Source organism: Seonamhaeicola sediminis (assembly GCF_004358095.2).
GTDB lineage: Bacteria > Bacteroidota > Bacteroidia > Flavobacteriales > Flavobacteriaceae > Seonamhaeicola > Seonamhaeicola sediminis.
The window spans coordinates 1-23,219 of the sequence record NZ_SMZJ02000010.1 but is presented as its reverse complement, the minus strand read 5'-3'; the positions used below and the strand labels follow the sequence as shown (position 1 = coordinate 23,219).

At 32.7% G+C, this 23,219-nt stretch carries 19 protein-coding genes; 9 read left to right on the top strand and 10 right to left on the bottom strand.

Going from position 1 to position 23,219, the window contains the following annotated elements; translation table 11 throughout:
* Window positions 1–72: 72 nt before the first annotated feature.
* From E1J38_RS13085 to E1J38_RS13070, 4 genes are all read right to left on the bottom strand, one after another.
* Window positions 73–1,953, bottom strand: coding sequence for an O-antigen ligase family protein (locus E1J38_RS13085; protein ID WP_133357312.1), 1,881 nt, complete (start codon window positions 1,951–1,953; stop codon window positions 73–75).
* Window positions 1,954–2,290: 337 nt separating this feature from the next.
* A complete protein-coding gene (locus E1J38_RS13080; RefSeq protein ID WP_133357313.1) occupies window positions 2,291–4,114 on the bottom strand; it encodes a GNAT family N-acyltransferase in 1,824 nt (607 codons plus the stop codon).
* Window positions 4,115–4,247: 133 nt separating this feature from the next.
* Window positions 4,248–5,513 (bottom strand): aspartate kinase, encoded by a 1,266-nt coding sequence (locus E1J38_RS13075; protein WP_133357314.1) that lies wholly within the window; start codon window positions 5,511–5,513, stop codon window positions 4,248–4,250.
* A gap of 2 nt (window positions 5,514–5,515) precedes the next feature.
* Complete coding sequence (locus tag E1J38_RS13070) at window positions 5,516–5,998, bottom strand: GNAT family N-acetyltransferase (protein ID WP_133357315.1); 483 nt, start codon at window positions 5,996–5,998, stop codon at window positions 5,516–5,518.
* Between the two features lie 126 nt (window positions 5,999–6,124).
* Here E1J38_RS13070 and fbp point away from each other — a divergent pair, with 126 nt between their 5' ends.
* Window positions 6,125–7,135 (top strand): class 1 fructose-bisphosphatase, encoded by a 1,011-nt coding sequence (gene fbp, locus E1J38_RS13065; RefSeq protein WP_133357316.1) that lies wholly within the window; start codon window positions 6,125–6,127, stop codon window positions 7,133–7,135.
* A gap of 13 nt (window positions 7,136–7,148) precedes the next feature.
* On the opposite strand, the gene E1J38_RS13060 is transcribed toward fbp, so the two are convergent.
* Together E1J38_RS13060 and E1J38_RS13055 are read right to left on the bottom strand one after the other, a co-directional pair.
* On the bottom strand, window positions 7,149–10,637 hold the full coding sequence (locus E1J38_RS13060; protein WP_133357317.1) for a T9SS type A sorting domain-containing protein: 3,489 nt from the start codon (window positions 10,635–10,637) through the stop codon (window positions 7,149–7,151).
* Between the two features lie 3 nt (window positions 10,638–10,640).
* The gene (locus tag E1J38_RS13055; protein WP_133357318.1) at window positions 10,641–11,156 is read right to left on the bottom strand and encodes a hypothetical protein; all 516 of its coding nucleotides are present in this window, start codon (window positions 11,154–11,156) and stop codon (window positions 10,641–10,643) included.
* 113 nt (window positions 11,157–11,269) lie between these two features.
* On the opposite strand from E1J38_RS13055, the gene E1J38_RS13050 reads away from it, so the two are divergent.
* The 4 genes from E1J38_RS13050 (at window position 11,270) to E1J38_RS13035 (ending at window position 14,713) form a co-directional block, all read left to right on the top strand.
* Complete coding sequence (locus tag E1J38_RS13050) at window positions 11,270–11,860, top strand: HupE/UreJ family protein (protein ID WP_133357319.1); 591 nt, start codon at window positions 11,270–11,272, stop codon at window positions 11,858–11,860.
* Window positions 11,861–12,112: 252 nt separating this feature from the next.
* Window positions 12,113–12,544, top strand: a complete 432-nt coding sequence (locus E1J38_RS13045) for a deoxycytidylate deaminase (protein ID WP_133357320.1) — start codon at window positions 12,113–12,115, stop codon at window positions 12,542–12,544.
* On the top strand, window positions 12,544–14,136 hold the full coding sequence (locus tag E1J38_RS13040) for a S41 family peptidase (protein ID WP_133357321.1): 1,593 nt from the start codon (window positions 12,544–12,546) through the stop codon (window positions 14,134–14,136). The genes E1J38_RS13045 and E1J38_RS13040 overlap by 1 nt, the downstream gene beginning before the upstream one ends.
* A gap of 118 nt (window positions 14,137–14,254) precedes the next feature.
* The gene (locus tag E1J38_RS13035) at window positions 14,255–14,713 is read left to right on the top strand and encodes a globin family protein (protein WP_133357322.1); all 459 of its coding nucleotides are present in this window, start codon (window positions 14,255–14,257) and stop codon (window positions 14,711–14,713) included.
* A gap of 40 nt (window positions 14,714–14,753) precedes the next feature.
* Here the strand turns inward: E1J38_RS13035 and E1J38_RS13030 are convergent, their stop codons facing one another.
* The 3 genes from E1J38_RS13030 to E1J38_RS13020 are packed head-to-tail and all read right to left on the bottom strand — an operon-like array spanning window position 14,754 to window position 16,148.
* On the bottom strand, window positions 14,754–15,359 hold the full coding sequence (locus E1J38_RS13030; protein ID WP_133357323.1) for an FAD-dependent oxidoreductase: 606 nt from the start codon (window positions 15,357–15,359) through the stop codon (window positions 14,754–14,756).
* A gap of 1 nt (window position 15,360) precedes the next feature.
* On the bottom strand, window positions 15,361–15,564 hold the full coding sequence (locus E1J38_RS13025) for a hypothetical protein (RefSeq protein WP_133357324.1): 204 nt from the start codon (window positions 15,562–15,564) through the stop codon (window positions 15,361–15,363).
* A gap of 2 nt (window positions 15,565–15,566) precedes the next feature.
* Window positions 15,567–16,148 (bottom strand): MarC family protein, encoded by a 582-nt coding sequence (locus E1J38_RS13020; RefSeq protein WP_133357331.1) that lies wholly within the window; start codon window positions 16,146–16,148, stop codon window positions 15,567–15,569.
* A gap of 97 nt (window positions 16,149–16,245) precedes the next feature.
* Here E1J38_RS13020 and E1J38_RS13015 point away from each other — a divergent pair, with 97 nt between their 5' ends.
* From E1J38_RS13015 to E1J38_RS13005, 3 genes are all read left to right on the top strand, one after another.
* The gene (locus tag E1J38_RS13015; protein ID WP_133357325.1) at window positions 16,246–16,809 is read left to right on the top strand and encodes a DUF3109 family protein; all 564 of its coding nucleotides are present in this window, start codon (window positions 16,246–16,248) and stop codon (window positions 16,807–16,809) included.
* A 407-nt stretch (window positions 16,810–17,216) separates the two neighbouring features.
* Window positions 17,217–18,491, top strand: coding sequence for a ribonucleotide-diphosphate reductase subunit beta (locus E1J38_RS13010; RefSeq protein ID WP_133357326.1), 1,275 nt, complete (start codon window positions 17,217–17,219; stop codon window positions 18,489–18,491).
* Window positions 18,492–18,494: 3 nt separating this feature from the next.
* On the top strand, window positions 18,495–20,288 hold the full coding sequence (locus E1J38_RS13005; RefSeq protein ID WP_133357327.1) for a ribonucleoside-diphosphate reductase subunit alpha: 1,794 nt from the start codon (window positions 18,495–18,497) through the stop codon (window positions 20,286–20,288).
* Between the two features lie 85 nt (window positions 20,289–20,373).
* On the opposite strand, the gene E1J38_RS13000 is transcribed toward E1J38_RS13005, so the two are convergent.
* Window positions 20,374–21,090 (bottom strand): DUF6503 family protein, encoded by a 717-nt coding sequence (locus E1J38_RS13000; protein WP_133357328.1) that lies wholly within the window; start codon window positions 21,088–21,090, stop codon window positions 20,374–20,376.
* Between the two features lie 187 nt (window positions 21,091–21,277).
* On the opposite strand from E1J38_RS13000, the gene E1J38_RS12995 reads away from it, so the two are divergent.
* Entirely contained in the window at window positions 21,278–23,044 is a 1,767-nt protein-coding gene (locus E1J38_RS12995; protein WP_133357329.1) for a Na/Pi cotransporter family protein, read from the top strand.
* Window positions 23,045–23,219 lie beyond the last annotated feature (175 nt).

Genomic DNA, 23,219 nt, shown 5'->3' with positions numbered 1-23,219 from the left:
TATTAGGCTATTAAAATCTTTTTAAAGACTCCTTTGTTATTAAGAAATACTTTATATCATTAGCATTTGGTTTTAGTTAAACAATTCATTTTTTGTGATTATATCTTTCATTTCCTGCTTTATTTCCTTTATAGCCGTAGAAGGCACTTTTATTTCTTTTTCCAAAATAGTGTTTGCCATAGCTAATGCGTTTTCTATTTGTCCGCTTTCATCATATAATTTAGCTAACAAATACAAAGGGTAAAATCTAGAGGGTATCATGTTAGCAGCATTTTTATAAGCGTCTTCGGCTTTATCATAGCGTTTTAGATTTTTGTAAGTATCGCCCAGTGCGGTTTCAATTATTGTTGTGTTAAGATGTGCTTTAGCTTGTTCTAAAACTTTTACAGCTTCCCTGTCTTGATTATTGACAGATAAGGCTTTTCCATAATTCATTAAAAACTCGCCGTTGTTTTTTAAAAAAGGATATGCTTGTTGATATTCCTGAATAGCTGTTTCGTAATCACCATATTGGTAGCTTTCCAAGGCTAGTTTCCATGTTTTTATACTTTGCTCAAGAGCCTTGGTATATTTAAAACCAGTAATAACCACCATTAATACACCTATAGCCATTACAGGTTTTAATATTGCATTTAATTTAGTAGATTTTATATGGACATTAAATTTATTACTATCAAAAGAAGCTAGGGCAGCTAACAAAATCAAAATAACCAATTTAATGGGTAGAATTTCCATAGGATATGAAAAGAAAGCAAATACAGCAATACTTAAAAGTGTTGCAAGTACTACTAACTTTAAATGCTTAATTTTAATAAATACCTTTAAAATTTGATAAAAAACAAGTAGTAATAATAACAGCCCAACAATCCCATTTTCAACCAAAAACTGAATAAACTCATTAAAGCCGTAATACGAATTATCTGCAACAAAAGCCTCTTGTGTTTCTCCATTAACCCTGAAATAGCTGGCTTGATAATTCATGTAATGTGCTTTAAACTTATCAAAGCCCACTCCAAAAACTGGATAATCCTTTACAATATCAGTAGATACTTTCCAAATAAACAGTCGGCCGTCTGAAGACCCTCTTTTGAACTGGTAGATACTAAAAAGGCCTCCCCATAAAATTAGAATGGTTGCAAAGGCCACAACGGTTTTTTTTATAGTTGTAGTTCGTTTAATAAATTTTGAAACTGTTTTATATTTGCATTCAAAAAGTAGACCACTACTTACAATTAAAGCCAACCATGCTCCTCTGGACTGTGTGGCAGGAATTACAAGGAGTATTGATATAACACCAATAATGGGAATAAATTTTAAAGCAAGTTTAACAGATATGTACACGAGATTTGCTTTTGAAGAAACTAGATTCAACAACGTATCCTTAAATAAGTACAAACCCAAAGCCACTGGGAATACTGCAGCTAAAAAACCGGCATAAGGACCTGGGTTAAAAAAACTACCTGTTAATTTAAATCCAGAATGGTTAGACGCATAATAACCCAATAATTGAAGATTACCGTAAATCGCTTGTGTTATGCCAGCACCAATTACTCCAAAAAATAATAAAATATAACTTTTTTTTGGTATGTTTCGTAAAATAATATAAAACCCACCAAGGGCAATTAAATCCAGAAACCTTATCGAAAAACTATAGTTAGTATGAAATAAATATCTGTTGCATATTTGATAAATTATTACTTGGAACAGTGTAATATCTATTTTTGAAAATTTAATATTTAAAGTATTGCTCTTGATTAATAAGAAATTGATAGACCATAATACAAGTGCCACTAAAATACCTTTAATGAAAAATAAAGTTTTTGAGGTAATAGTAGGGTTGGCAAGAGCAGCATAATGTATTACTGGTGTTGTAAACAATAGTATGCCCAAACAAGGAACCAAACTAAATGCTATAAAAGATTTATAAATTGTGTAATATTTTGATTTCTTCATACGAGAAATTATGCCTTGAGAAATAATATAATTATTATCATATTTAAATATAAATCTTACATAAGCACAATTTAATTTCTTAATAAACTTGTAGTCATTTCAAACATAAAAAAAAAAAAAATAGACACATACAAGTTTTTGTGTGTTATTTTTTACATTTTACTGTTTTTAGGGAAAATTGATGTGGAAAAACCGTAAATAATACATCCTGTTATTTAAAACAGGCGTAACGAGGTCAATAATCTGCTTGATTTACTTTTGTTTATTAAAGCTATAACAATAGACAATAGTTACTAAAGTAGTTGTATAATCATTTTTATTATATGAAAGACTTCTGTTATCTACAATCGAAAGATTTTCTTTCTAACTCGGCTTGGAACTCCTCCATTACAGGGCGTACAGTGCTTTCGGGTAGATCGGCAATTTTAATATACATAAGCCCATCTACCGAGTTATTGAATAACGGATCTACGTTAAAGGCCACCAAACGCGCATTTTGCTTTATGTATTTTTTTAATAGCACGGGAAGCCTTAAGGCCCCTGGTTCTATTTCATCAATTATTTTATCAAATTTGTTTAAATCGGCTTCGGTTTCATCAAAAACAAAATCTTTATCGGCATCTTTTAACTTTACTTTAAATTCTTTTTTAGGGCGAACAAATTGTGCTAAGTAAGGATCATAGTAATGCGATTTCATAAACTCAATCATCAATGATTTAGAGAAATTTGAAAACTGATTGCTTATACTTACACCACCAATTAAAAAGTTATGTTCTGGATAACGTAAGGTAGTATGAACAATACCTTTCCAAAGCAAAAATAACGGCATGGGTTTTTGTTGGTAAGCTTTAACAATAAATGCACGACCCATCTCAATAGATTCACTCATCATTTTGTAAAGTTCTGGCTCAAACCTAAACAGATCTTGCAAATAGAAACCATTAATGCCATAACGTTCAAATATTCTAGAGCCCAAGCCCATACGATAAGCACCGGCAATAAGTTTACTCTCATTATCCCATAAAAACATATGGTGGTAATAGGTGTCAAATGTATCTAAATCTATGGCTTCATTGGTGCCTTCGCCTACTTCTCTAAAGGTAATTTCACGCAAACGACCAATTTCTCTTAGTATGTTAGGTATATTATCAGCTTCAGCTAAAAACACCTCATAGTTTTTGCTCTCTAGTAATCTAGAATTGTTTTGTCTTAGTGCTTCAACTTCATTTTCCATAACACTGGTTTCAATAGGTGTTACGATGCGTTTTGGCGGTTTAGGCGTTTTTAAAGTTGAAGAAATATTATCAAGTATTTTGGATTTTTTTTCAAAAGAATTTGAAAGCATGTAGGTTTTCTTTCTCAGGAATTCTGTAAAATCTTCTAGAGTTTTGTGCTCCTTTTGATCATTTACAGTAATAGGTCTTCCTATTCTAACTTTTATAGTTCTGCGCTTTTGAGTAAGTAATTCAGAGGGTAGTTTTGCAGTTCTAAACGTATCACTAATTTTAGAGAGCTTGTAAAAAAGTTTACTGTTTTTAGCATGAAAATATATAGGAACTATTGGAACTTCTGCCTTTTTAACCAATTTCATGGCTGCTTCCTCCCAAGGTCTGTCAACAACCAACTTGCCATCCCTATATGTTGATACTTCTCCGGCGGGAAAAATGCCCAAAGGATGCCCCTCACGCAGATGTAAAATTGAATTTTTAAAACCAACAACACTAGAGGCAGCGTCTTTTCTGTCCTCGAAAGGGTTTACGGGCATGATGTATGGCTTCATAGGTTCAATACGATGAAGCAAAAAATTAGCGATAATTTTAAAATCTTCACGTTGTTCAAGCATCAGCTTTAAAAGTAAAATACCATCAATTCCCCCAAGGGGGTGATTAGAAATAGTAATGTAAGCCCCTTCTTTTGGTAAACGTTTTAAGTCTTCTTCAGGGATTTCAAATTTTATTTGAAAATCTCCCAGAATACCGTTTAAGAAATCTAAATGACTTAAATGCTTATTGCGTTTATAAATTTTATTGAGTGTAGAAATTTTAAGAACCTTCATCAAAATCCAACCTATGAAAGTGCCAATAAAGCCATATTTTTCTAGTTGAATGGCTTTGGCTACTTCTTTGGCGGTTACCAAACCTAAATCCTGATGTTTGTTCATGAGCGTAAAAGTACATGAATTTTTCCATTTTTTATTTCAAAAAAGTGAAATGAAAAAATGTGTATCGACTAAATTAAAGGTTGTTAATTAAATAATAAATAGTGTATCTAATACAAGAAAAAATACGCTTAAACTATTTGGTGACTATTTGAACGGTTTCTTGAGTTAATTGCTTTAATAAAATAGTTTTGCCTTGTTCTAATTGCTTTATAACTTGATCATTATAATGTGTAATAGTATACAAGCACACCTGCTCGTAACAGGTAACACTAAACTTAGCTCTTAACTTTTGTAACAATTTTTCAAGATTGTTATAAATATTCTCTACGCATACTGAAAAACTAATGGCTGAATTTTGTATAACATCTACTTTCATTTTATAAGTATGTAGTAAACTAAAAATCTCACTAATATTATCTTCTACGATGTATGAGAAATCTAAGGATGATAATGAAATTAATATCTGATTTTTCTTTACAATAAAACAAGGAATTAAAGGTTTTAGAGCAACACCTTTTCCTACTGTTGTACCAGATTCTTTTTGATTTAAAAACGATTTTACATGTAATGGAATTTCTTTTCTTTGAAGTGGCTGTAATGTTTTAGGATGTATAACCGAAGCACCATAAAAAGCCAACTCAATGGCTTCTCTGTATGATATTTGATGAAGTAATTGTGCGTTTTCAAAATATCGAGGGTCTGCATTTAATACACCAGGAACATCTTTCCAGATTGTAACATTTTGAGCATTTAAGCAATAGGCAAAAATAGCGGCAGTATAATCACTTCCTTCTCTGCCTAGTGTAGTTGTAAAGTTGTTAACATCACTACCTATAAACCCCTGTGTTATATTTAAAATACTCGTATTTAATTTAGTGCTTATTAGGTTTTGTGTGGTTGCCCAATTTACATTAGCGCGTCTGTAATAGGCGTCGGTTTTAATTAATTCTCTGGAGTCAATCCATTGGTTTTTAATGTTTATAGAGTTTAAATATTCACTAATAATGGTGGTAGAGACCAGTTCACCAAAACAAACCACTTGGTCATACACAAAATTAAAGTCAGGGGATTTATTAGTTCTAAGAAATATGTTAAGCCCGTCAAAAAAAGATTTTATTTTTTTGAAAACAGCGTGATTTTCGTCCCCATATCCATCAGGATCGAAAAGATCGAATAAAATATCATTGTGGTATTTAATGACTTCCTGAATTGAACTTTGAAGTTCTGTTTTATTATTGAAATAATTTGAAACAACTAGTTCTAAGGCGTTTGTGGTTTTACCCATGGCAGATACTACAACCAGAGTGTTTTTATAGCCTATGCTTTTTAGAACCGATGCAAGATTTTTAACGCCACTAGCATCCTTAACAGAAGCTCCACCAAACTTATATATTTGCATTACTAAGTTAGTTTTGCTATGTATTTTTTGATACTGTCTTCACTCATTTGAACCACATCCCAATCACGCATTACATTAGCACCTTTACTTTCATAAAAGTTAATAGCTGGTGTATTCCAGTCTAAAACTTCCCAATTTATACGTTTAACTCCAAGTTGGTATCCATGCTTTACAAATTCATCAAATAGAGCCGAACCTATACCAGAACCCCTCAAATTTTGGTTTACAATGAGATCTTCCAAATGAATAGTTCTTCCCTTCCAGGTAGAGTAACGGTGATACCCAAGGGCAATACCTTCTACTTTGTTGTTTACTTCAGCAACATAACAAAAAAAGGCAGGGTTTTCTCCAAAACCATCTTTTTCTAAATCTGTAATAGTTACTTCAACAGCATCAGGTTCTTTCTCATATTCTGCCAATTGTTTGATTAATTTTAATACTGCTGGCATATCTTTTTTTGTAGCTTTTCTAATTGTGAAATTCATTGTAAATCGAATATAACTTCAAATATAAGCTAAAGTAAAAAGAAAATCATACATTATTCTAGTACGAAAACGTTGTAGGTCTGTTAAAATTAATAGATATTTGTAGCAAATTAAACTAACATAACTATGTCTCACAAAAAACAAACCCTTGGGGAATTTATTATTGAAAACCAAACCTCTTTTCAATATTCCTCAGGAGAACTATCGAGCTTACTAAATTCAATCAGACTAGCGGCTAAGATTGTAAATCACGAGGTGAATAAGGCAGGTTTGGTTGATATTATAGGTGCTGCTGGTGACACTAATATTCAAGGAGAAGATCAGCAAAAATTAGACGTTTATGCTAATGAAAAATTTATTCAGACTTTAACTAAAAGAAATATTGTTTGTGGAATAGCTAGTGAAGAGGAAGATGATTTTATAACAATTAACAGCCAAGATGAAAATCATCAAAATAAATATGTGGTTTTAATTGATCCATTAGATGGTTCTTCAAATATCGATGTCAATGTTTCAGTGGGAACCATCTTTTCAATTTACCGAAGAGTAACACCTGTTGGAACTCCAGTTCAGTTAGAAGACTTTTTGCAAAAAGGAAGTGAGCAAGTTGCTGCTGGTTATGTGGTTTATGGTACCTCTACTATGTTAGTTTACACTACAGGTGATGGCGTTAATGGGTTTACTTTAAATCCAGCCATTGGTTCATTTTATTTATCTCACCCTAAAATGGAATTCCCAGTAGATGGTAATATATATTCTGTAAATGAGGGCAATTATTTTGATTTTCCTCAAGGTATAAAAAATTATATCAAGTATTGTCAAGAGGAAGTTGGTGATAGACCATATACTTCTAGATATATAGGTTCTTTAGTTTCAGATTTTCACCGTAATATGATTAAGGGAGGTATTTATTTATATCCACAAAGTTCTAAAAATCCTAATGGGAAATTACGTTTATTATATGAGTGTAATCCCATGGCTTTTTTAGCAGAACAAGCCAATGGTAAATCAAGTGATGGTTTTACAAGAACTATGGATGTACAACCCACGGAATTACACCAGCGTGTACCGTTTATTTGCGGTAGTAAAAATATGGTTGAAAAGGCTGAGGAGTTTATGAGGAACGCTCAAAAATAAACTAACTTTAATACTATTTCAATAGTAATTTCTTTGTAGCAGTACCTATTTCTGAATTAATATTTAAGAAATAAATACCAGACGCATAACCACTCATGTCTAACTTATAAGAACCATTTGTGTTTTTAACATGGTACTTTTGCATGATAGTTTTCCCAGTAATGTCTGTGACGTTTAAGTAAAACGAGTTGATATGTTTAACACTGATGTTAAACAGATTATGAGCAGGGTTAGGATACACATAGACAACTGATTGTAAAGGAGTTTCGTCACTACTTAAAGTACCTTCTATACTAAAATCGTCAATAATTACCCCTTCGTTAGTTGTAAATTCGTCTGAATGAAATACAAATCTGAAAATTATATTGGTTTCATTGTTTAGTGCCGAAAGATTATAACTGTACTCTTTCATGGTGGTATCAGCGCCTGTCCATTGAGCTCCAGGACAATTGTAGCAATTAGACCCTGGTAATGTACTACTGTTATACCAATTAACATCATTGGCGGTTCCTAAAATCTGCCAGTTTAAACCATTATCTATGCTGTATTCTACATACATAATGTCATAGTTAAGCTCTAAATCAAAGGCCATGTAAAATTTAAGCAAGGGATTTGTGAGTATTGACAAATCATAACATTTAGAAACCAAGTAACTTTTTAAGTTATTCCCGTACGCTCCCGATAAGTTGGTTCCGTATACATTAGTACCCGATTGTGTCATGTTTAGAAGAGTTCCAGTGGGCTCACCTCTTTCCCAATAGCCTGCACAAGTACTATTATCATCAAAAGTTACTAATTCATCAGAGGTAGATTCAAATTCATTAACCACGTTTAATAAACCAGATTCATTAGAGTAAAAGGAAGTAATTAGTTCATTGTTACTGGAGAATGTGTCTCCTGAAGTTGTAGCATTGACCTTTACCTCCTGTAAACCTGTACCAAATAACACCATAGATGGAATATCAATAAATACAGAAGAATCAGGAGATAAACTCCCATTCCAAATGGTGTTGTTTGGGTTTCCATTTAAGGAATAGTTTATTGTAATAGAACTTACAGTATTAGTGCCTCTATTTTTTACCAAAGCTTTAGCACTACTTGAAGAACCGCAAGCAACCACTTCATGAATGTCACTTAATGCTTCCAAGCTTATTTCATCAGAAATGGTTTCAGTTGGAATAGTTGTTTGCCAAACCCCTCTTCCATAGGTGGCTGCTGTTATATTGCCATCGTTAATATTTATCTCTAAATCTGTTACAGAAACGTTAGGTAGGTTATTTTCAAAGGCTTCCCAATCTCCAACGGTATCATCATATCTGTAAACACCAAGGCTGGTTCCTAAAAATAAAGGGTTTTGGCTGTGTAAGTTTTGATGTTTAATAATGTTTTTGGTGATGTTAGGAAGCGAGCCCGTTATATTGCTAAAAGTTAATCCTCCGTCAATGGACTTATAAACGCCTCCAGTTGATCCTGAAGTGGTTACATACACAATATTGTTGGTATTATTATTTACTTCAATAGACGTGATATTGGATGAGAATGATTCAATATTGGTAAATGAACTTCCTTTATCAGAACTTTTATGTAGGTCATTATTTAGAGCAATGAAAATATTATCAGGGTTTACTTCATCTATTTCTAAGACGTCAATATTGTTATTGCTTCCAAAGTTAGATGAAATTCTAGACCAATAGCCTCCACAAAGTTCATATAAACTTGAATAAGCTGCATACAAGTTACCATCCCTATTCATCATTAAGGGGGTTACCCAATTACCGCCTTGATCACTATTCTCTTCGTCCACCTCGTCAGCAGGAGCATCAATAACTAAATTTCTACTATTACCACCATTGGCAGAACCATATAGACCACTACCATATTGAATAAAGCCGTACATTAAATTAGAGTTATCAGGATTGATAGCAGTATCCATACCATCAGCACCATAGTAGTTTAGCCAAGTATTGCTATTGTTATAGGCGTAACCACCATTATCTTGCAAACCTCCAATCATTTTTTCTGAGGATTCTTTAGAAACAGTGAGTCTGTAAAATTGTCCAATTTGCAAACCAGCAGTTAAATCTGTAAAATTAGTACCACCATCAGTTGTTCTATAAAACCCACCATCAGTTCCGGCAAAAAGAGCACCATTATAAAATCGTAAAAGATGAATATCGGCATGAGAATAAGATGCTGTACTTGGTTGATGCCATTCATTTACTTCTTCAAAATTATCACCCCCATTTGTTGATTTCCAAATATTAAGAACACCAACATATACTTCGTTTTCATCAGAATCGGCTACAGCTAAAGCCATATCGTAATATGCTTGTATACTATGATCAAAAAGATCATCATTATAATCTGGATATTCAGTTTTCGTAGCAGGAACCATTGCATCCATTTCAATAAAAGTTACTCCAGAGTTAGTTGATTTGTAAAGTCCCTGAAAGCTATCGTCTGAGGCACTACTTAAAACATAAATGACATTATTGTTGTCTGGAGTAACATCAATAACTAAGCGGTTGGAAGATAATGGTAAACCTGCTCCAAAGCCAGAGTTGGTAAATGTTTCTCCAGCGTCTGTTGAAATATAAAACGTATTGGTAGTTACAGCGTAAATAGTATCAGGATCTCCAGGTTTAAGTTTAATATCTTTGATGTTTAAATTCTGGGTGCCATTAATATTACTCCAGTTAACACCTGCGTCAATCGTTTTATATACACCTCGGCTTGTGGCAACCCATAAAATATTTGAATTTGAAGGATGTATATAAATATCGTTCATTAATAACTGCTCACTTGTGATTGCAGACAAACCAGTTGTATTCCAAGTAGTGCCACCATCTGTAGACTTCATAACTCCTATGCTAAAAGTGTCTCCATTATCATCATCACCAGTAGCTATATAAATAATATCAGAATCAGAATAATCAATCGCAATACCTGAAACTCCAATCTGAGGTAAATTATCAGATAAAGGAACCCATGACGAACCAGAATTAATTGATTTCCAGATGCCTCCAGCTGGTGCACCTGCGTAATACGTGTTGGAATCATTGGGATCTACAATGATAGCATTAATCCTTCCAATACCTGAGCTCCAAGAACCTGTATTAATAAAATCTGTAGGACCAATAGGTTGCCAATTACTTAGGTCTGCATTAAGGCTACTCTGCTTATATTCTTGTGTTCTTATCCATACATCCCATAATTCTCTTGAATTTGGAAGCGTTCCATCTTCTTTTACAAAATTTTTCCAGTAGTTTTCCCATCTTTTAAATGGTTTGTGTCCACTTCCCTTTTTATTAGCATCTTTATCTTTCCAAAACGTGTCAAATGCACTAACAATTTCGTTAAATGTCAGAGGGGAACCAGTCCTTTTGGAGAGTGATGCTTTGCTTTGGTTTAAAGATTTCATCCAAGGAGCGTCTGGATTATATTGGGCATGTCCAAAGTGGGTAAGAAAAAAAATGGCAACATAAAGTAGGTTTCTTTCCATACTTTAAGGCTTTTGAATATCAAGGTTATCAAACTCTACTTTTTTATTCATTTGTAGGTTTAAGTTAGAGAAAGCTACAAAAAAATCTTTTAGTGCTTTTAAAAGATCTTCCTTTGTGGTTGTGTTTAGATTGTAAATGCTTTCAAGGTTTAACATTTTAGTTTCAAAAGCATTTATTCTGGCACTTATTGAAGGAGAATTTAATGGCTCAGGAATATACAGTTTTAATTCTGTTAAAGTAGAGTCAATAACGGCTCTATTTTTCTGTAAGAAGGATAAATCGCCTTTTTTCACATTGCCAATTATTTCTTGAATTTGGTTGTATTCTATCCAATCAGCAGTATGTTTTTCGGTTTTTTCGTCTAATAAAAACTCTATATAATCAATGTTAGAAATATCTTTTTCTGTTATTTCTTGATTATCCTTATTTATATTAATGTCACCTTCATTTTCTTGAGAGTTTTTGCACGAAAAAACAACAAGAATTACACCTAAGGCACTTAAAATCAATCTACTCATAAAAACGTTTTTTACATGTATAACGCAAATATATGGGAATAGTTTATTTTTTATTCAATTAATAAAAATTCATGTACTTTTGAAACACTCTGAATTTAAATTAAAATAAAAATATGCTTGAAAATTTTTGGTTTAATGTAGAATATGGAATCAACCATGTGCTTGATATAAATGGTTATGATCATGTGCTATTTTTAATGGTTTTAACGGTTCCTTATTTATTTAAAGATTGGAAGCGTGTGTTGTTGCTGATATCTACTTTTACTTTGGGTCATACATTGTCTTTGGTTTTAGCAGCTTATGGCGCAGTGAGTATAAATGGGCAGTTGGTAGAGTTTTTAATACCTATTACTATTTTAATAGTAGCTCTTTTTAATGTGTTTACAGCTGGGAAAGGTGCTCAAAAAGAAAAAGTAGGTGTGTTGTTTTTGTCAACCTTGTTTTTTGGATTGATACACGGTTTAGGTTTTGCTCGTGAGTTTCATATTTTTTCTGGAGATTCAGATAACAAATTTCTCCTTTTATTAGAGTTTGCATTAGGCATTGAAATAGCGCAAATCATCATAGTTTTTGTGGTACTATTTTTAGGCTACATGGGTCAAACTATTTTTAGGTTTTCCAAAAGAGATTGGGTAATGGTAATATCTGCCATTGTAGTTGGGTTGGTTATACCTATGATAATGGGTAGTGACTATTTAGCTTAAAAACGTTAAACTTTTATAAAACTTTAAGTAACTACGTTGTAATTAAAATACTAACCAAGTATATTCGTTGTTATATTTTGTATGAGGTATTAAGGCATGAGTTTCTTTTGTATCTAACTTAAGAGTTTTATGCTCAAAATACGACAAACCGTTATCGAAATATTTATTTCAACGAGTTATTGATTATAGTAATAAATCACTAATTAAATCTGAAATAACGTTTTTGCATAAGGTATAATTATAAACAGATTAATGTTAGAACGTAAGCAATTAAAGTATGATAAAGCCTATTTGAGAATTGCCCAAGAATGGGGAAAACTCTCTTATTGCAAACGCAAGCAGGTTGGCGCCCTAATAGTAAAGGATAGAATGATAATTTCTGATGGGTATAACGGAACGCCATCTGGTTTTGAAAACTATTGCGAGGACGAAGAAGGCTATACAAAATGGTACGTATTGCATGCCGAAGCTAATGCTATTTTAAAAGTTGCAGCATCTACCCAATCATGCAAAGGAGCCACGTTATATATAACCTTATCACCTTGTAAGGAGTGTAGTAAGTTGATTCATCAGGCAGGAATTGTAAGAGTTGTTTATAACAAGGGATATAAAGATGATTCTGGATTGAAATTTTTAAAAAAAGCAGGAATTGAATTAAAGTTAATTGAAGATTTGTCAGCATAATGTCCTATCAAAAAAAATATTTACCATTTGTTCTGGGAATTGCTATTGCAGCCGGTATTTTTATTGGTGGTAAATTAAATTTTAGTGATGCTCCAGATAGATTATTCACCACAAACAGTAAAAAGGATAAACTGAATCGACTTATTGATTACATAGACTATGACTATGTTGAAGACGTTAATACAGATAGCATTGTAGACGTTACTGTTAATGGTATTTTAGATAATCTGGATCCGCATTCGGTGTATATCCCAAAAGAAGACATGCAACGTAGTACTGAAAACATGAAAGGCGACTTTGTAGGTATTGGCGTGAGTTTTTACACTTTCAGAGATACTATTACAGTTATTAAAACTGTAGAAGGTGGTCCAAGTGAAAAAGCAGGTATAAAAGGGGGTGACAGAATTTTGATGGCTAATGGCGATTCACTTTATGGCAGAGGTGTAAAAGATGATGATATTGTCAATAGATTGAGGGGGCCAGTTGATTCTAAAGTAAATTTAACAGTACTGAGAAAGGGAGAGTCAAAACTCCTAAATTTTACTGTAAAGCGCGGTGTAATACCAATAAAAAGTGTAGATGCTGCTTATATGCTCACCGAGAAATTAGGATATATAAAGGTTAATAGATTTGCCGAATCTACATATAAAGAATTTAAAAAAGGGCTTAAAAAACTTATTGATTTAGGAGCTTCAGAAATTGCTTTAGACTTGCGAGGAAACCCTGGCGGATTTTTACATATAGCTGAACAATTAGCAGACGAATTTTTAGGAAAGGATAAGCTTATTCTTTTTACTAAAAATAAGCGGGGTGATGTAGAAAAAAGTTACGCTACTAGAAAAGGTAGTTTTGAAGAGGGTAAAGTATATGTACTCATTGATGAAAATTCCGCATCTGCCAGTGAGATAGTTGCAGGGGCGCTGCAAGATAATGATAAGGGTACTATTGTAGGGCGTAGAAGTTACGGAAAGGGCTTGGTACAACGTGAAATGGATTTAGGTGATGGTAGCGCCGTACGTTTAACGGTATCACGTTACTTTACACCAACGGGGAGATCTATTCAAAGACCTTATGAAAAGAACGGACATAAAGACTATTTTGAGGAGTATTTTGATAGATTAGATAGTGGCGAATTATTAGATCCTAGCAAAATAGAAGTGGCAGATTCTTTAAAGTTCAAAACCCCAAAAGGAAAAACGGTTTATGGTGGGGGTGGTATCATTCCAGATGTATTTGTGCCTATTGATAATAGCTTACATAATGAAACACTGCAATATATTGAGCAATATCAATTTTTTGATAATTTTATTTTCAGACAACTGGATTTAGACCGGCATGCCTATGATGGTATTTCAAGACGTGACTTTATTGATAGCTTTAAAGTTGATGATGAACTTGTTGTAAAATTTCAAGACTACGTTAACACCCAAACCCGAAACAAAATAACTTTTGTAGCTTACAATGACGAAGTGAAACAATACCTTAAAGCAACCCTTGCAGATCAACTCTTTGGTAATGGTGCTTTTGAAGAAGTCTTTAACCAAACTGACATCATGATTGATGAGGTGATTAAGTTGAGTGAAGCAAGATAAAAACCTATTGTTTTAAACCTACGATTAATCATATTTTTAACTGACATTATCCATATTTAATTTCTTAAATAGCTATTAGTTTTGCTCATATTTATTGATTTTAAATTAAAACGAAAATATGGATACCAAAACTATTAAATTAGTACAAGGAACATTTGAAAAAGTTGTTCCTATTGCTGATAAAGCTGCTGAGATATTTTATGATAAATTATTTGATTTAGATCCTACTCTTAAGCCCTTATTTAAAGGAGATATGAAAGAACAGGGAAAAAAATTAATGACCATGATAGGTACTGCAGTAAACGGGTTGAACAATTTAGAAGCTATTGTTCCAGCAGTTCAAAATCTAGGTAGAAATCATGTGGGATATGGAGTTAAAGATAGTCATTATGATACGGTTGGAACCGCCCTCATATATACATTAGAAACAGGATTAGGAAAAAAGAGTTTTACTCCAGATGTTAAAAATGCTTGGGTAGAAGTTTATACAGTTTTAGCAACTACTATGAAAGATGCTGCCAAAGAAGTTGAATTAGTTACTCCTGATGAAGCAAAGCCTTGGTGGAAATTCTGGTAATACTACAGATAATAAAAACAGGTTAATAAAACCTGTTTTTTTATTCTATTTTATCATGAACCTTGGTATGCTTCCCATTGTTCCAATGTGTTAAAATATCGGTTGCCACGTGAGCACCACTTCCAGAAGCAATAGCAAATTGAGAACGCCAGCCAGCAAGAGTGCCAGCTACATAAAGGTTTTCTTCAATCAAATGGTCTATATTTTTTAACCATATACGTTCTTTTTCAACAACATCTCTTGGGTGTGCCTCCACATACTGTTCAAGTCCTTTAATGCGCATTAAATTAGTATAACCTACTGTTACTACTGCAATTTTAGTCTGGTAAATGTTTTTGTTGGTTTTAACCTCAAATCCATAGTTGGTTTTGGAAATTTCTAAAACCTTTTCTTTTTCTATCTGTTCTATATGTGGGTATAAATCAAATAATTGTTGTTTCCCACTTTGTAAGATTGAGGCTCCAGTAGTGCCGGGAGCAAGTCCAAGTACATTATTAAACAGTGCTGTTTGTAAATGCGAAGTTTTTTGGTGTACAATAATACCAATATGTTTATCATTAGCAAAGGCCTTTTCTTTAGCAGAACCTAAAACTAAAGCACACGATAAACCTGCAGCGCCACCACCAATTATTAGAACATCAAACATGTTATTTTTTTTCTTTTACTTTTTGTTCAATACGTTTTGATATTCTTAAAATAAGCATTAAAACAATAGCACATAAAGCCGCCAAAATTGTAATTATAGCAATCATGCTGTCACCTTCAAAAGGTTTTTCAAAATCAATTTTAGTAGCATTGAAAATAGCCATTACTGTAGCTAAAACAATGATAATGGTAGTAATAATTCTCATAACTAGTCAAATAAAACTTTAATATTTTCAGTAAATAACTTTACAGCAATAGCCAATAAAACCACACCAAAGACTTTTCTAATAATACTAATTCCATTAGCGCCTAAAAAATGCTCAATTTTTTTAGAGGTCTTTAAAACAATAAAAATGACAATTACATTTAATATAATAGCAATGATAATGTTTTCAACTCTAAATTCGGCACGTAAAGACAAAAGCGTGGTTAAACTACCTGGACCTGCCATTAGCGGAAACGCTAGAGGAAACACTGAAGCAGTCATGGGGTTAGTTTCTTCTTGTTTATAAAGAGTAATACCCAATATCATTTCCAGAGCTATAAAGAAAAGAATAAAGGCTCCAGCAACCGCAAAAGAGTTTACATCAATACCTATTAGGTTTAAAATGCTTTTCCCAAGGAAGAGGAAAACAATCATAATAAATCCCGCAATGAGGGATGCTTTACCACTTTGTATATGACCTACTTTTTTTCTTAAATCAAGTACTATGGGAATATTACCTACAATATCTATAACAGCAAACAAAACCATAAAGGCTGTAATAATTTCCTTAAAATTAAGTTGCACCATGATTAAAATTTTTGTGCAAAGGTCTGTATTTATTATTAAATCGCAATACATAACAATTTGAAAGTTTATCTTTGTGGGCTAATTTTTAAGTTTCATGTTTCAGTTAGGTAAAACCATTGTATCTGATGATCTCATCAAGAAAGATTTTCTGTGTAATCTATCTGCATGCAAAGGAGCTTGTTGTATAGATGGTGATGCGGGAGCCCCTTTAGATAAGGAGGAAATTGATATTCTTAAAGATATCTACCCAAAGGTAAAACCTTTTCTGCGTAAAGAAGGTATTGCTGCTATTGAAGCACAAGGTACTTATATAACTACTGAAGACGGAGAACTTGAAACACCGTTGATTAATAATGCAGATTGCGCTTATGTTATTTTTGATGAAAATAATGTAGCTATGTGCGCCATTGAAGAAGCTTATAACCAAGGAGAAATTTCATGGAAGAAACCGGTTTCTTGTCATTTATACCCTATTAGGGTTAGAGATTACACCGAATTTTCAGCAGTAAATTATCACAAATGGCAAATTTGTGACGATGCATGTGAGTTGGGTGAAGCATTAGGTGTTCCTGTTTATAAATTTGTAAAGGAAGCACTCATAAGAAAATTTGGTGAAGATTGGTATGCTGAGCTTGAAAAAGTTGCTAAAACATTGTAAACATCTTCAAAAAAACTCAAAAAAACCCAGTAAATTAAAGGGTTCTTTAAAGTTAAGAGTATATTATTTTTTTGTAAACTTTTTTATTTTGTAAAAAACATAAAAAATTGATTATTAATTACTTACATGTTTTTTCTTGTAAACTTCTTAAAAATTAAGCGTTTTTTTCTTTGTTAAAAACTTGTTGAAAACGTTTTTTTATTTGTCTAAAAACGTATCAATCATTTTACAATCTTTGTGAAACTCAATTCTGAGTAAAAAGATACATTAAACAAATTATAATCTTTGTTGGATTATTTTTTAGCAGATTTTTCAACAAAGTTTTTAAAGTGCACGGGATTGCTTCGGTGTATTTTCAGGAATATCCTGCAAGGTTTTGTATGTCAATTTTTAACTAAACCAACAATATGGAAATAACGCATATTATTAAACGAGATTACGAAACGACTCCTTTCGTTTTAGACAAAATCACAAATGCCATTGAAAAAGCAATGCTTTCGGTTAATCATGGATCTAGGCAAGATGCCAGTGATATCTCAGACAGAGTTTTTGAATCGCTCCTAGCCAGAAAAGCTCTGGATACTCGATATATTCCAACCGTAGAACAGGTGCAGGATATTGTTGAGGATAAGTTAATGGATAGTGCGTTTCATGATGCTGCAAAGGCTTATATTCTCTACAGAGATGAACAAGCTAGAAAGAGACAAGCTAATATCTTTGAAAAGCGTATTAACCTGAAGCCTTATGAATATCCAGATTTATATGAGTATGTAAATGCCATTAGACATTCTTATTGGATACATACTGAGTTTAATTTTACAAGTGACATTCAAGATTTTAAAGCGCAGCTTAATTCTGTAGAAAAATCTGCCATAAAAAACACCATGTTAGCTATATCTCAAATTGAGGTAGCCGTTAAAACATTTTGGGGAGACATTTATCAAAAAATGCCTAAGCCAGAAATTGGATCTGTGGGAGCAACCTTTGCAGAGAGTGAAGTGCGTCACCATGATGCCTATTCACATTTGTTGGAGATTTTAGGATTAAATGCAGAGTTTAAGGCGCTTAAAAAGAAGCCAGTAATTATGAGGCGCGTGCATTATTTGGAAACAGCTCTTAAAAATTCTAAAAGTGAAAATATCCAAGAGTATGCAGAATCTATTTTATTATTCTCATTATTTATAGAGCACGTATCATTATTTTCTCAGTTCTTGATTATTATGGCTTTCAACAAGCATAAAAATATGCTTAAAGGTATTTCTAATGTTGTTGAAGCTACTTCAAAAGAAGAACAAATTCACGGTGATTTTGGAATTGATGTTATTAAAATTATCCAAAAGGAAAATCCGGCCTGGTTTGGAGATGATTATGGGGTGAAAATTCAAGAAATATGTAAAGAAGCTTTTAAGGCAGAAAGTGATATTGTAGACTGGATTTTTGAAGAAGGGGAATTAGACTTCTTGCCTAAAGATGTGGTAAATGAATTTATTAAAAACAGGTTTAATAATTCATTAGAAAGCATTGGAATAGATAAGGTATTTGATATCGATGAGGCATTAGTAGCTCAGACCGAATGGTTTGATGATGAGATAATTGGAACCAAACATGGAGATTTCTTTGTGAAAAGATCCATTAACTATAGTAAAAGAACAAAAAGTATAACTAGCGACGACCTTTTTTAAAAAATGAAAATTAACACAGAGCAACAAGACAACCAGACCACAGAACAACAATCTAATTATGACCAATTAATTAATGCCCGTAAGGAGCAAATTAAAAATGTCAATAATTCTAAAGAAGACTTAAAATTTGAATGGTTAACCGAAAACAGCCGTAAGTTTCTAGCGTCTGGATACTTAACAGACGAGGCAACTCCAGAGGAAAGAATTCGAGAAATAGCAGATAGAGCTGAACAAATTCTTCAAATAGAAGGTTATGCAGACAAATTTTATAAGTATATGTCAGAAGGTTTCTTCTCATTAGCCTCACCTGTTTGGTCTAATTTCGGTAAGAAAAGAGGCTTGCCAATAAGTTGTTTTGGATCTAATATCGCAGATGATATGGGTAATATTCTATATACGCAATCCGAGGTAGGGATGATGTCTAAGTTAGGTGGCGGAACTTCTGGATATTTTGGAAACCTCAGACATAGAGGAGCTCCAGTAAAAAACAATGGGGCGTCTTCAGGAGCTGTTCATATCATGCAACTCTTTGAGAAAATGGTAGATGTGGTTAGTCAAGGTTCTGTAAGACGTGGGCGTTTTTCTCCATACTTACCAGTAGAGCACCCAGATATTAATGAGTTTTTAGAAATTGGTACTGAAGGGAATTCTATACAAGAGTTAACACATGGCGTTACGGTTAGTGATAAATGGATGCAGGAAATGATTGATGGCGATGTTGATAAGCGTTCTATATGGGCCAAGGTAATTCAGCGTAGAGGTGAAATAGGCTATCCCTATATTTTCTTTAATGACCATGCTAATAACCAGGCTCCACAGGTTTATAAGGAGAATAACCATAAGATTGTGGCAAGTAATTTATGTACCGAAATTATGCTACCTTCTAATGAAAAATGGTCTTTTGTGTGTGTGCTTTCTTCAATAAATTTATTACACTATGATAAATGGAAAGATACCGATGCTGTTGAAACTATGGTATATTTCTTAGATGCTGTAATTACAGAGTTTATTGATAAACTTGAAGAGTTTAGAGATTCTAGTGATTTAGATGACAGACAAACCTTCATGTTTATGGAGCGTGCTTATAATTTTGCAAAAGCTAATAGAGCATTAGGGTTAGGTGCTTTAGGATGGCATTCTTTGTTGCAATCTAAAATGTTACCATTTGATAGTGCTGAGGCTTATGAATTGAATAGTGAAATTTTTAAAGTAATTAAGGAGAAATCATATAAAGCCTCTGAAGAATTAGCAGAACGCTTTGGAGAACCAGAAGTTTTAAAAGGGTATGGGAGACGTAATGCTACATTAAATGCTATTGCACCCACTACATCTTCAGCATTCATTCTAGGTCAGGTTTCTCAAGGTATCGAGCCAATTTGGTCTAATATTTATGTTAAGGATATTGCTAAAATTAAGACTACCATAAAGAATCCGTACTTATTAAATTTACTTGAAGAAAAGGGAATGAATACACCCGAGGTATGGAAAAGTATTAGAGATTATGATGGCTCTGTTCAGCATTTAGAATTTTTAACAGAGCATGAACGTGATGTATTCAAAACCTATTCTGAAATAGACCAATTAACCATTGTTTATCAAGCGGCAAACAGACAAAACCATATAGATCAAGGACAATCTGTGAACATTATTGTGCATCCTGATATGCCTGTTAAAGATATTAATAAAATTTATGTAACTGCCTGGAAACTAGGCTTAAAGTCATTGTATTATCAACATAGTATGAACGCAGCTCAAAAATTTAAACAGAAAAAAGAATGTACTAGCTGTGAAGGATAGTTAACGAAAACTTTTTAATAGTTTGTTTCTTTTAAAGGGACTTAAATTTCATAAGAAAAAGCATCGTAATTACGATGCTTTTTCTTTAGTTCAAAATATCAACACCTAATAGTTTATCATTTTTATTATAGTACCAAGCTCTATTTTTTGGCATTTTAATACCATTTACAAGTTTTTCCTCAGTTAAAAGAATATACTCTCCAGAATCATTTTTTTTGTTTCCACTATCATCAGTTTTGTAGAATTGATATACTTCCATAGCGTAGGTTTTGGGATTGAAATAAAAATACCAAATATTGTTTCCAACTTTTTCGTGGTAAGTAACTTTTAGAACTAAATAATCTTTTCCTTTAAAGTTTTTCTTTTCAATCTTGGGGTGAATATTGGTTCCAACATCCTTTAACTTCATAGGCAATCCGTACAAATAGGTGTAGTAGTCTTTATAAAGATGGACACGATCACAAATTAGATTATATTTTCTAATGTCTTCCTCTGATATAATTTTAGAATTATTTAAAGCGAAATCACAATGGTTTTTATTAACAGTCATTTGTGTTATAATAGAATCTCTTCTAGTAATAACCTTAAAAAACTCGTTGGGTAAATTTATTTCAATATCACTATACCTTGAGGTTTTCTCGGGTATTTTTGAAGTAATACTTAATTTACCGTTAAAGGTTGCCCAATTACTATTTGGGTCGTGATACTTAATGGTTTTTTCCAATAACTCTGTGTGCGTTAGTGTTTGTTCACAAGAAGGCATAAGTACTACAAGTACTATTAATAGAGGTAATGTTTTCATATACTTTAAATATAAGTATTTGTAAGTTAACCAAATTCTAAAGTTTTATAAGCCAACTTATACAGGGGAGAGTTGTATGGACCGAATCTTTAGTGCTTATTTATATTGGTCTCACAAAAAGTTATTTTTTTTAGAAATTACTTTGCGCTATCTTGAAGCTCACTAATAATTACATAAAATAATTTACATGATTAGAAAGTCTATTTTTTTTGGGCTTTTGCTTGTTTTAGGAGTAATACTTTATTTAAACCCTAATTTTAAAACAATTTCTGCTGGGGTTGCTATTTTGCTTTTTGGCATGATTATGTTAGAAGAAGGTTTCAAGGTTTTTACCAAAGGACCCTTACAGAATATCTTAAAAAATGCCACTAATAAACTATACAAAAGTATTCCAACGGGAGCGGCGGTTACAGCGTTAATTCAATCAAGTTCATTAGTTTCGGTAATCACCATATCATTCATAAGTGCAGGGTTAATATCTCTTGGTGGTGGCTTAGGTTTAATATTTGGAGCCAATATTGGAACCACAGCTACCGCGTGGTTGGTAGCGGGTTTTGGTCTAAAAATTAAAATATCTGCCTTAGCATTACCCATGCTTGTTTTTGGAATTGTGTTTTCTTTTCAGAAAAAAGTGGTTTATAAAGGTATAGGAAATGTACTAGCAGGCCTTGGTTTTTTCTTTTTGGGAATTCATTACATGAAGGAGGGGTTTGATGTGTTTAAAGAATACATAGATTTGTCTGAGTATGCTGTTTCAGGATTTCTAGGAGTGCTTATTTATACAGGTCTTGGTGTTGTTGTTACTACCATTCTACAGTCTAGTAGTGCTACCTTAGCACTTATATTAACCGCACTTTCTGCAGGACAAATTGAATATGAGAATGCTTTGGCATTAGCTATTGGTGCTAATATTGGTACTACAATAACAGCTGTTTTAGGAGCTTTAGGTTCAAACAGTGCTGGTAAACGGTTAGCGGTGGCTCATTTCATTTTTAATGTTGTAACGGGTTTAGTTACAATGGCTTTAATATTTCCATTGGCCAAATTAGTTAACAACCTATCAGAAACACTTCAAATAGCTTCAACAAATTATACGCTAAAGTTGGCTTTGTTTCATACTATTTTTAACGTGTTGGGAGTTGTTTTAATGATACCCTTTATAAGCAGGCTAGAACGCTTTTTATTGCGATTTTTTAAAGAGAAAACCACTAAAGAAGTTGATGAACCTAAATTTCTTAACCCGGCTGTATTAAAATTTCCAGGCTCTGCTATAACAGCTTTAGTTCAAGAATCGCAGTATTTGTACAAGAACACTATTTTTGAGATTGTTGCACATGCTTTGAATATTCATAGAGAAGATGTAAAATCTAAGATGAAACTAAAACAATTGGTAAAGCATTCGCAGGAAGATTTGAAGACTAATGTAGATGAACTTTATTATACCAAAGTAAAATCTATTTACGGAGAGATTATAAGGTTTGCAACTACCGCCCAAAGCAAGTTAAACTTAAATAAAAAGCAAACCAATATGATTGGTGAAATTAAAATAGCCAACAGAAAAATGGTTGAGATTATAAAAGATGCCAGAGAGCTTAATAAAAATGTAACTTATGCAGGTAAAAGTGATAACGTACATTTGCATAATGCGTATGATGACTTAAGAAAAAAAATGGCCAAAGTACTTCGCGTAATTTATCTGTTTAGGAAAGACAGCAATGGCGATAGCAAAAAGTATGAGCAACAGCTTAAACAACTAAAGCAAGATGCCAAAGAGAGTATTAGGTCTAGTAATAAATCTATTGACAAATTAATTAGAAAAGACTTGATTACTGTTGAAATGGCATCCTCGCTTTTTAATGATTATTCTAATGTAAACGATATGATAAAAAAGCTAATTGAAGTCGCCGAATTGTTATATGGAAAAACAGATTCATTATTAGAAAATAGCCAATAAAAAAACACCCCATGAGAGGTATTTTTTTATTATGATGTCTCGTCCTGAAAAAAGTTGACCATAACATTTAGAACAATGGGAAACAAAAGGCAGTTAAGAAAAAAGCAAGAGCCCCCAAGAAATTACAGTGAGAACTTCAAACGTTTGGTTGTATCTGAATACGAGCAAGGTTTTT

What these genes read in the sequence shown, in the direction of transcription:
- E1J38_RS13085 (WP_133357312.1), bottom strand. Translation starts at nt 1,953, where the DNA reads ATGAAGAAATCAAAATATTACACAATTTATAAATCTTTTATAGCATTT.
- E1J38_RS13080 (WP_133357313.1), bottom strand. Translation starts at nt 4,114, where the DNA reads ATGAACAAACATCAGGATTTAGGTTTGGTAACCGCCAAAGAAGTAGCC.
- E1J38_RS13075 (WP_133357314.1), bottom strand. Translation starts at nt 5,513, where the DNA reads ATGCAAATATATAAGTTTGGTGGAGCTTCTGTTAAGGATGCTAGTGGC.
- E1J38_RS13070 (WP_133357315.1), bottom strand. Translation starts at nt 5,998, where the DNA reads ATGAATTTCACAATTAGAAAAGCTACAAAAAAAGATATGCCAGCAGTA.
- fbp (WP_133357316.1), top strand. Translation starts at nt 6,125, where the DNA reads ATGTCTCACAAAAAACAAACCCTTGGGGAATTTATTATTGAAAACCAA.
- E1J38_RS13060 (WP_133357317.1), bottom strand. Translation starts at nt 10,637, where the DNA reads ATGGAAAGAAACCTACTTTATGTTGCCATTTTTTTTCTTACCCACTTT.
- E1J38_RS13055 (WP_133357318.1), bottom strand. Translation starts at nt 11,156, where the DNA reads ATGAGTAGATTGATTTTAAGTGCCTTAGGTGTAATTCTTGTTGTTTTT.
- E1J38_RS13050 (WP_133357319.1), top strand. Translation starts at nt 11,270, where the DNA reads ATGCTTGAAAATTTTTGGTTTAATGTAGAATATGGAATCAACCATGTG.
- E1J38_RS13045 (WP_133357320.1), top strand. Translation starts at nt 12,113, where the DNA reads ATGTTAGAACGTAAGCAATTAAAGTATGATAAAGCCTATTTGAGAATT.
- E1J38_RS13040 (WP_133357321.1), top strand. Translation starts at nt 12,544, where the DNA reads ATGTCCTATCAAAAAAAATATTTACCATTTGTTCTGGGAATTGCTATT.
- E1J38_RS13035 (WP_133357322.1), top strand. Translation starts at nt 14,255, where the DNA reads ATGGATACCAAAACTATTAAATTAGTACAAGGAACATTTGAAAAAGTT.
- E1J38_RS13030 (WP_133357323.1), bottom strand. Translation starts at nt 15,359, where the DNA reads ATGTTTGATGTTCTAATAATTGGTGGTGGCGCTGCAGGTTTATCGTGT.
- E1J38_RS13025 (WP_133357324.1), bottom strand. Translation starts at nt 15,564, where the DNA reads ATGAGAATTATTACTACCATTATCATTGTTTTAGCTACAGTAATGGCT.
- E1J38_RS13015 (WP_133357325.1), top strand. Translation starts at nt 16,246, where the DNA reads ATGTTTCAGTTAGGTAAAACCATTGTATCTGATGATCTCATCAAGAAA.
- E1J38_RS13010 (WP_133357326.1), top strand. Translation starts at nt 17,217, where the DNA reads ATGGAAATAACGCATATTATTAAACGAGATTACGAAACGACTCCTTTC.
- E1J38_RS13005 (WP_133357327.1), top strand. Translation starts at nt 18,495, where the DNA reads ATGAAAATTAACACAGAGCAACAAGACAACCAGACCACAGAACAACAA.
- E1J38_RS13000 (WP_133357328.1), bottom strand. Translation starts at nt 21,090, where the DNA reads ATGAAAACATTACCTCTATTAATAGTACTTGTAGTACTTATGCCTTCT.
- E1J38_RS12995 (WP_133357329.1), top strand. Translation starts at nt 21,278, where the DNA reads ATGATTAGAAAGTCTATTTTTTTTGGGCTTTTGCTTGTTTTAGGAGTA.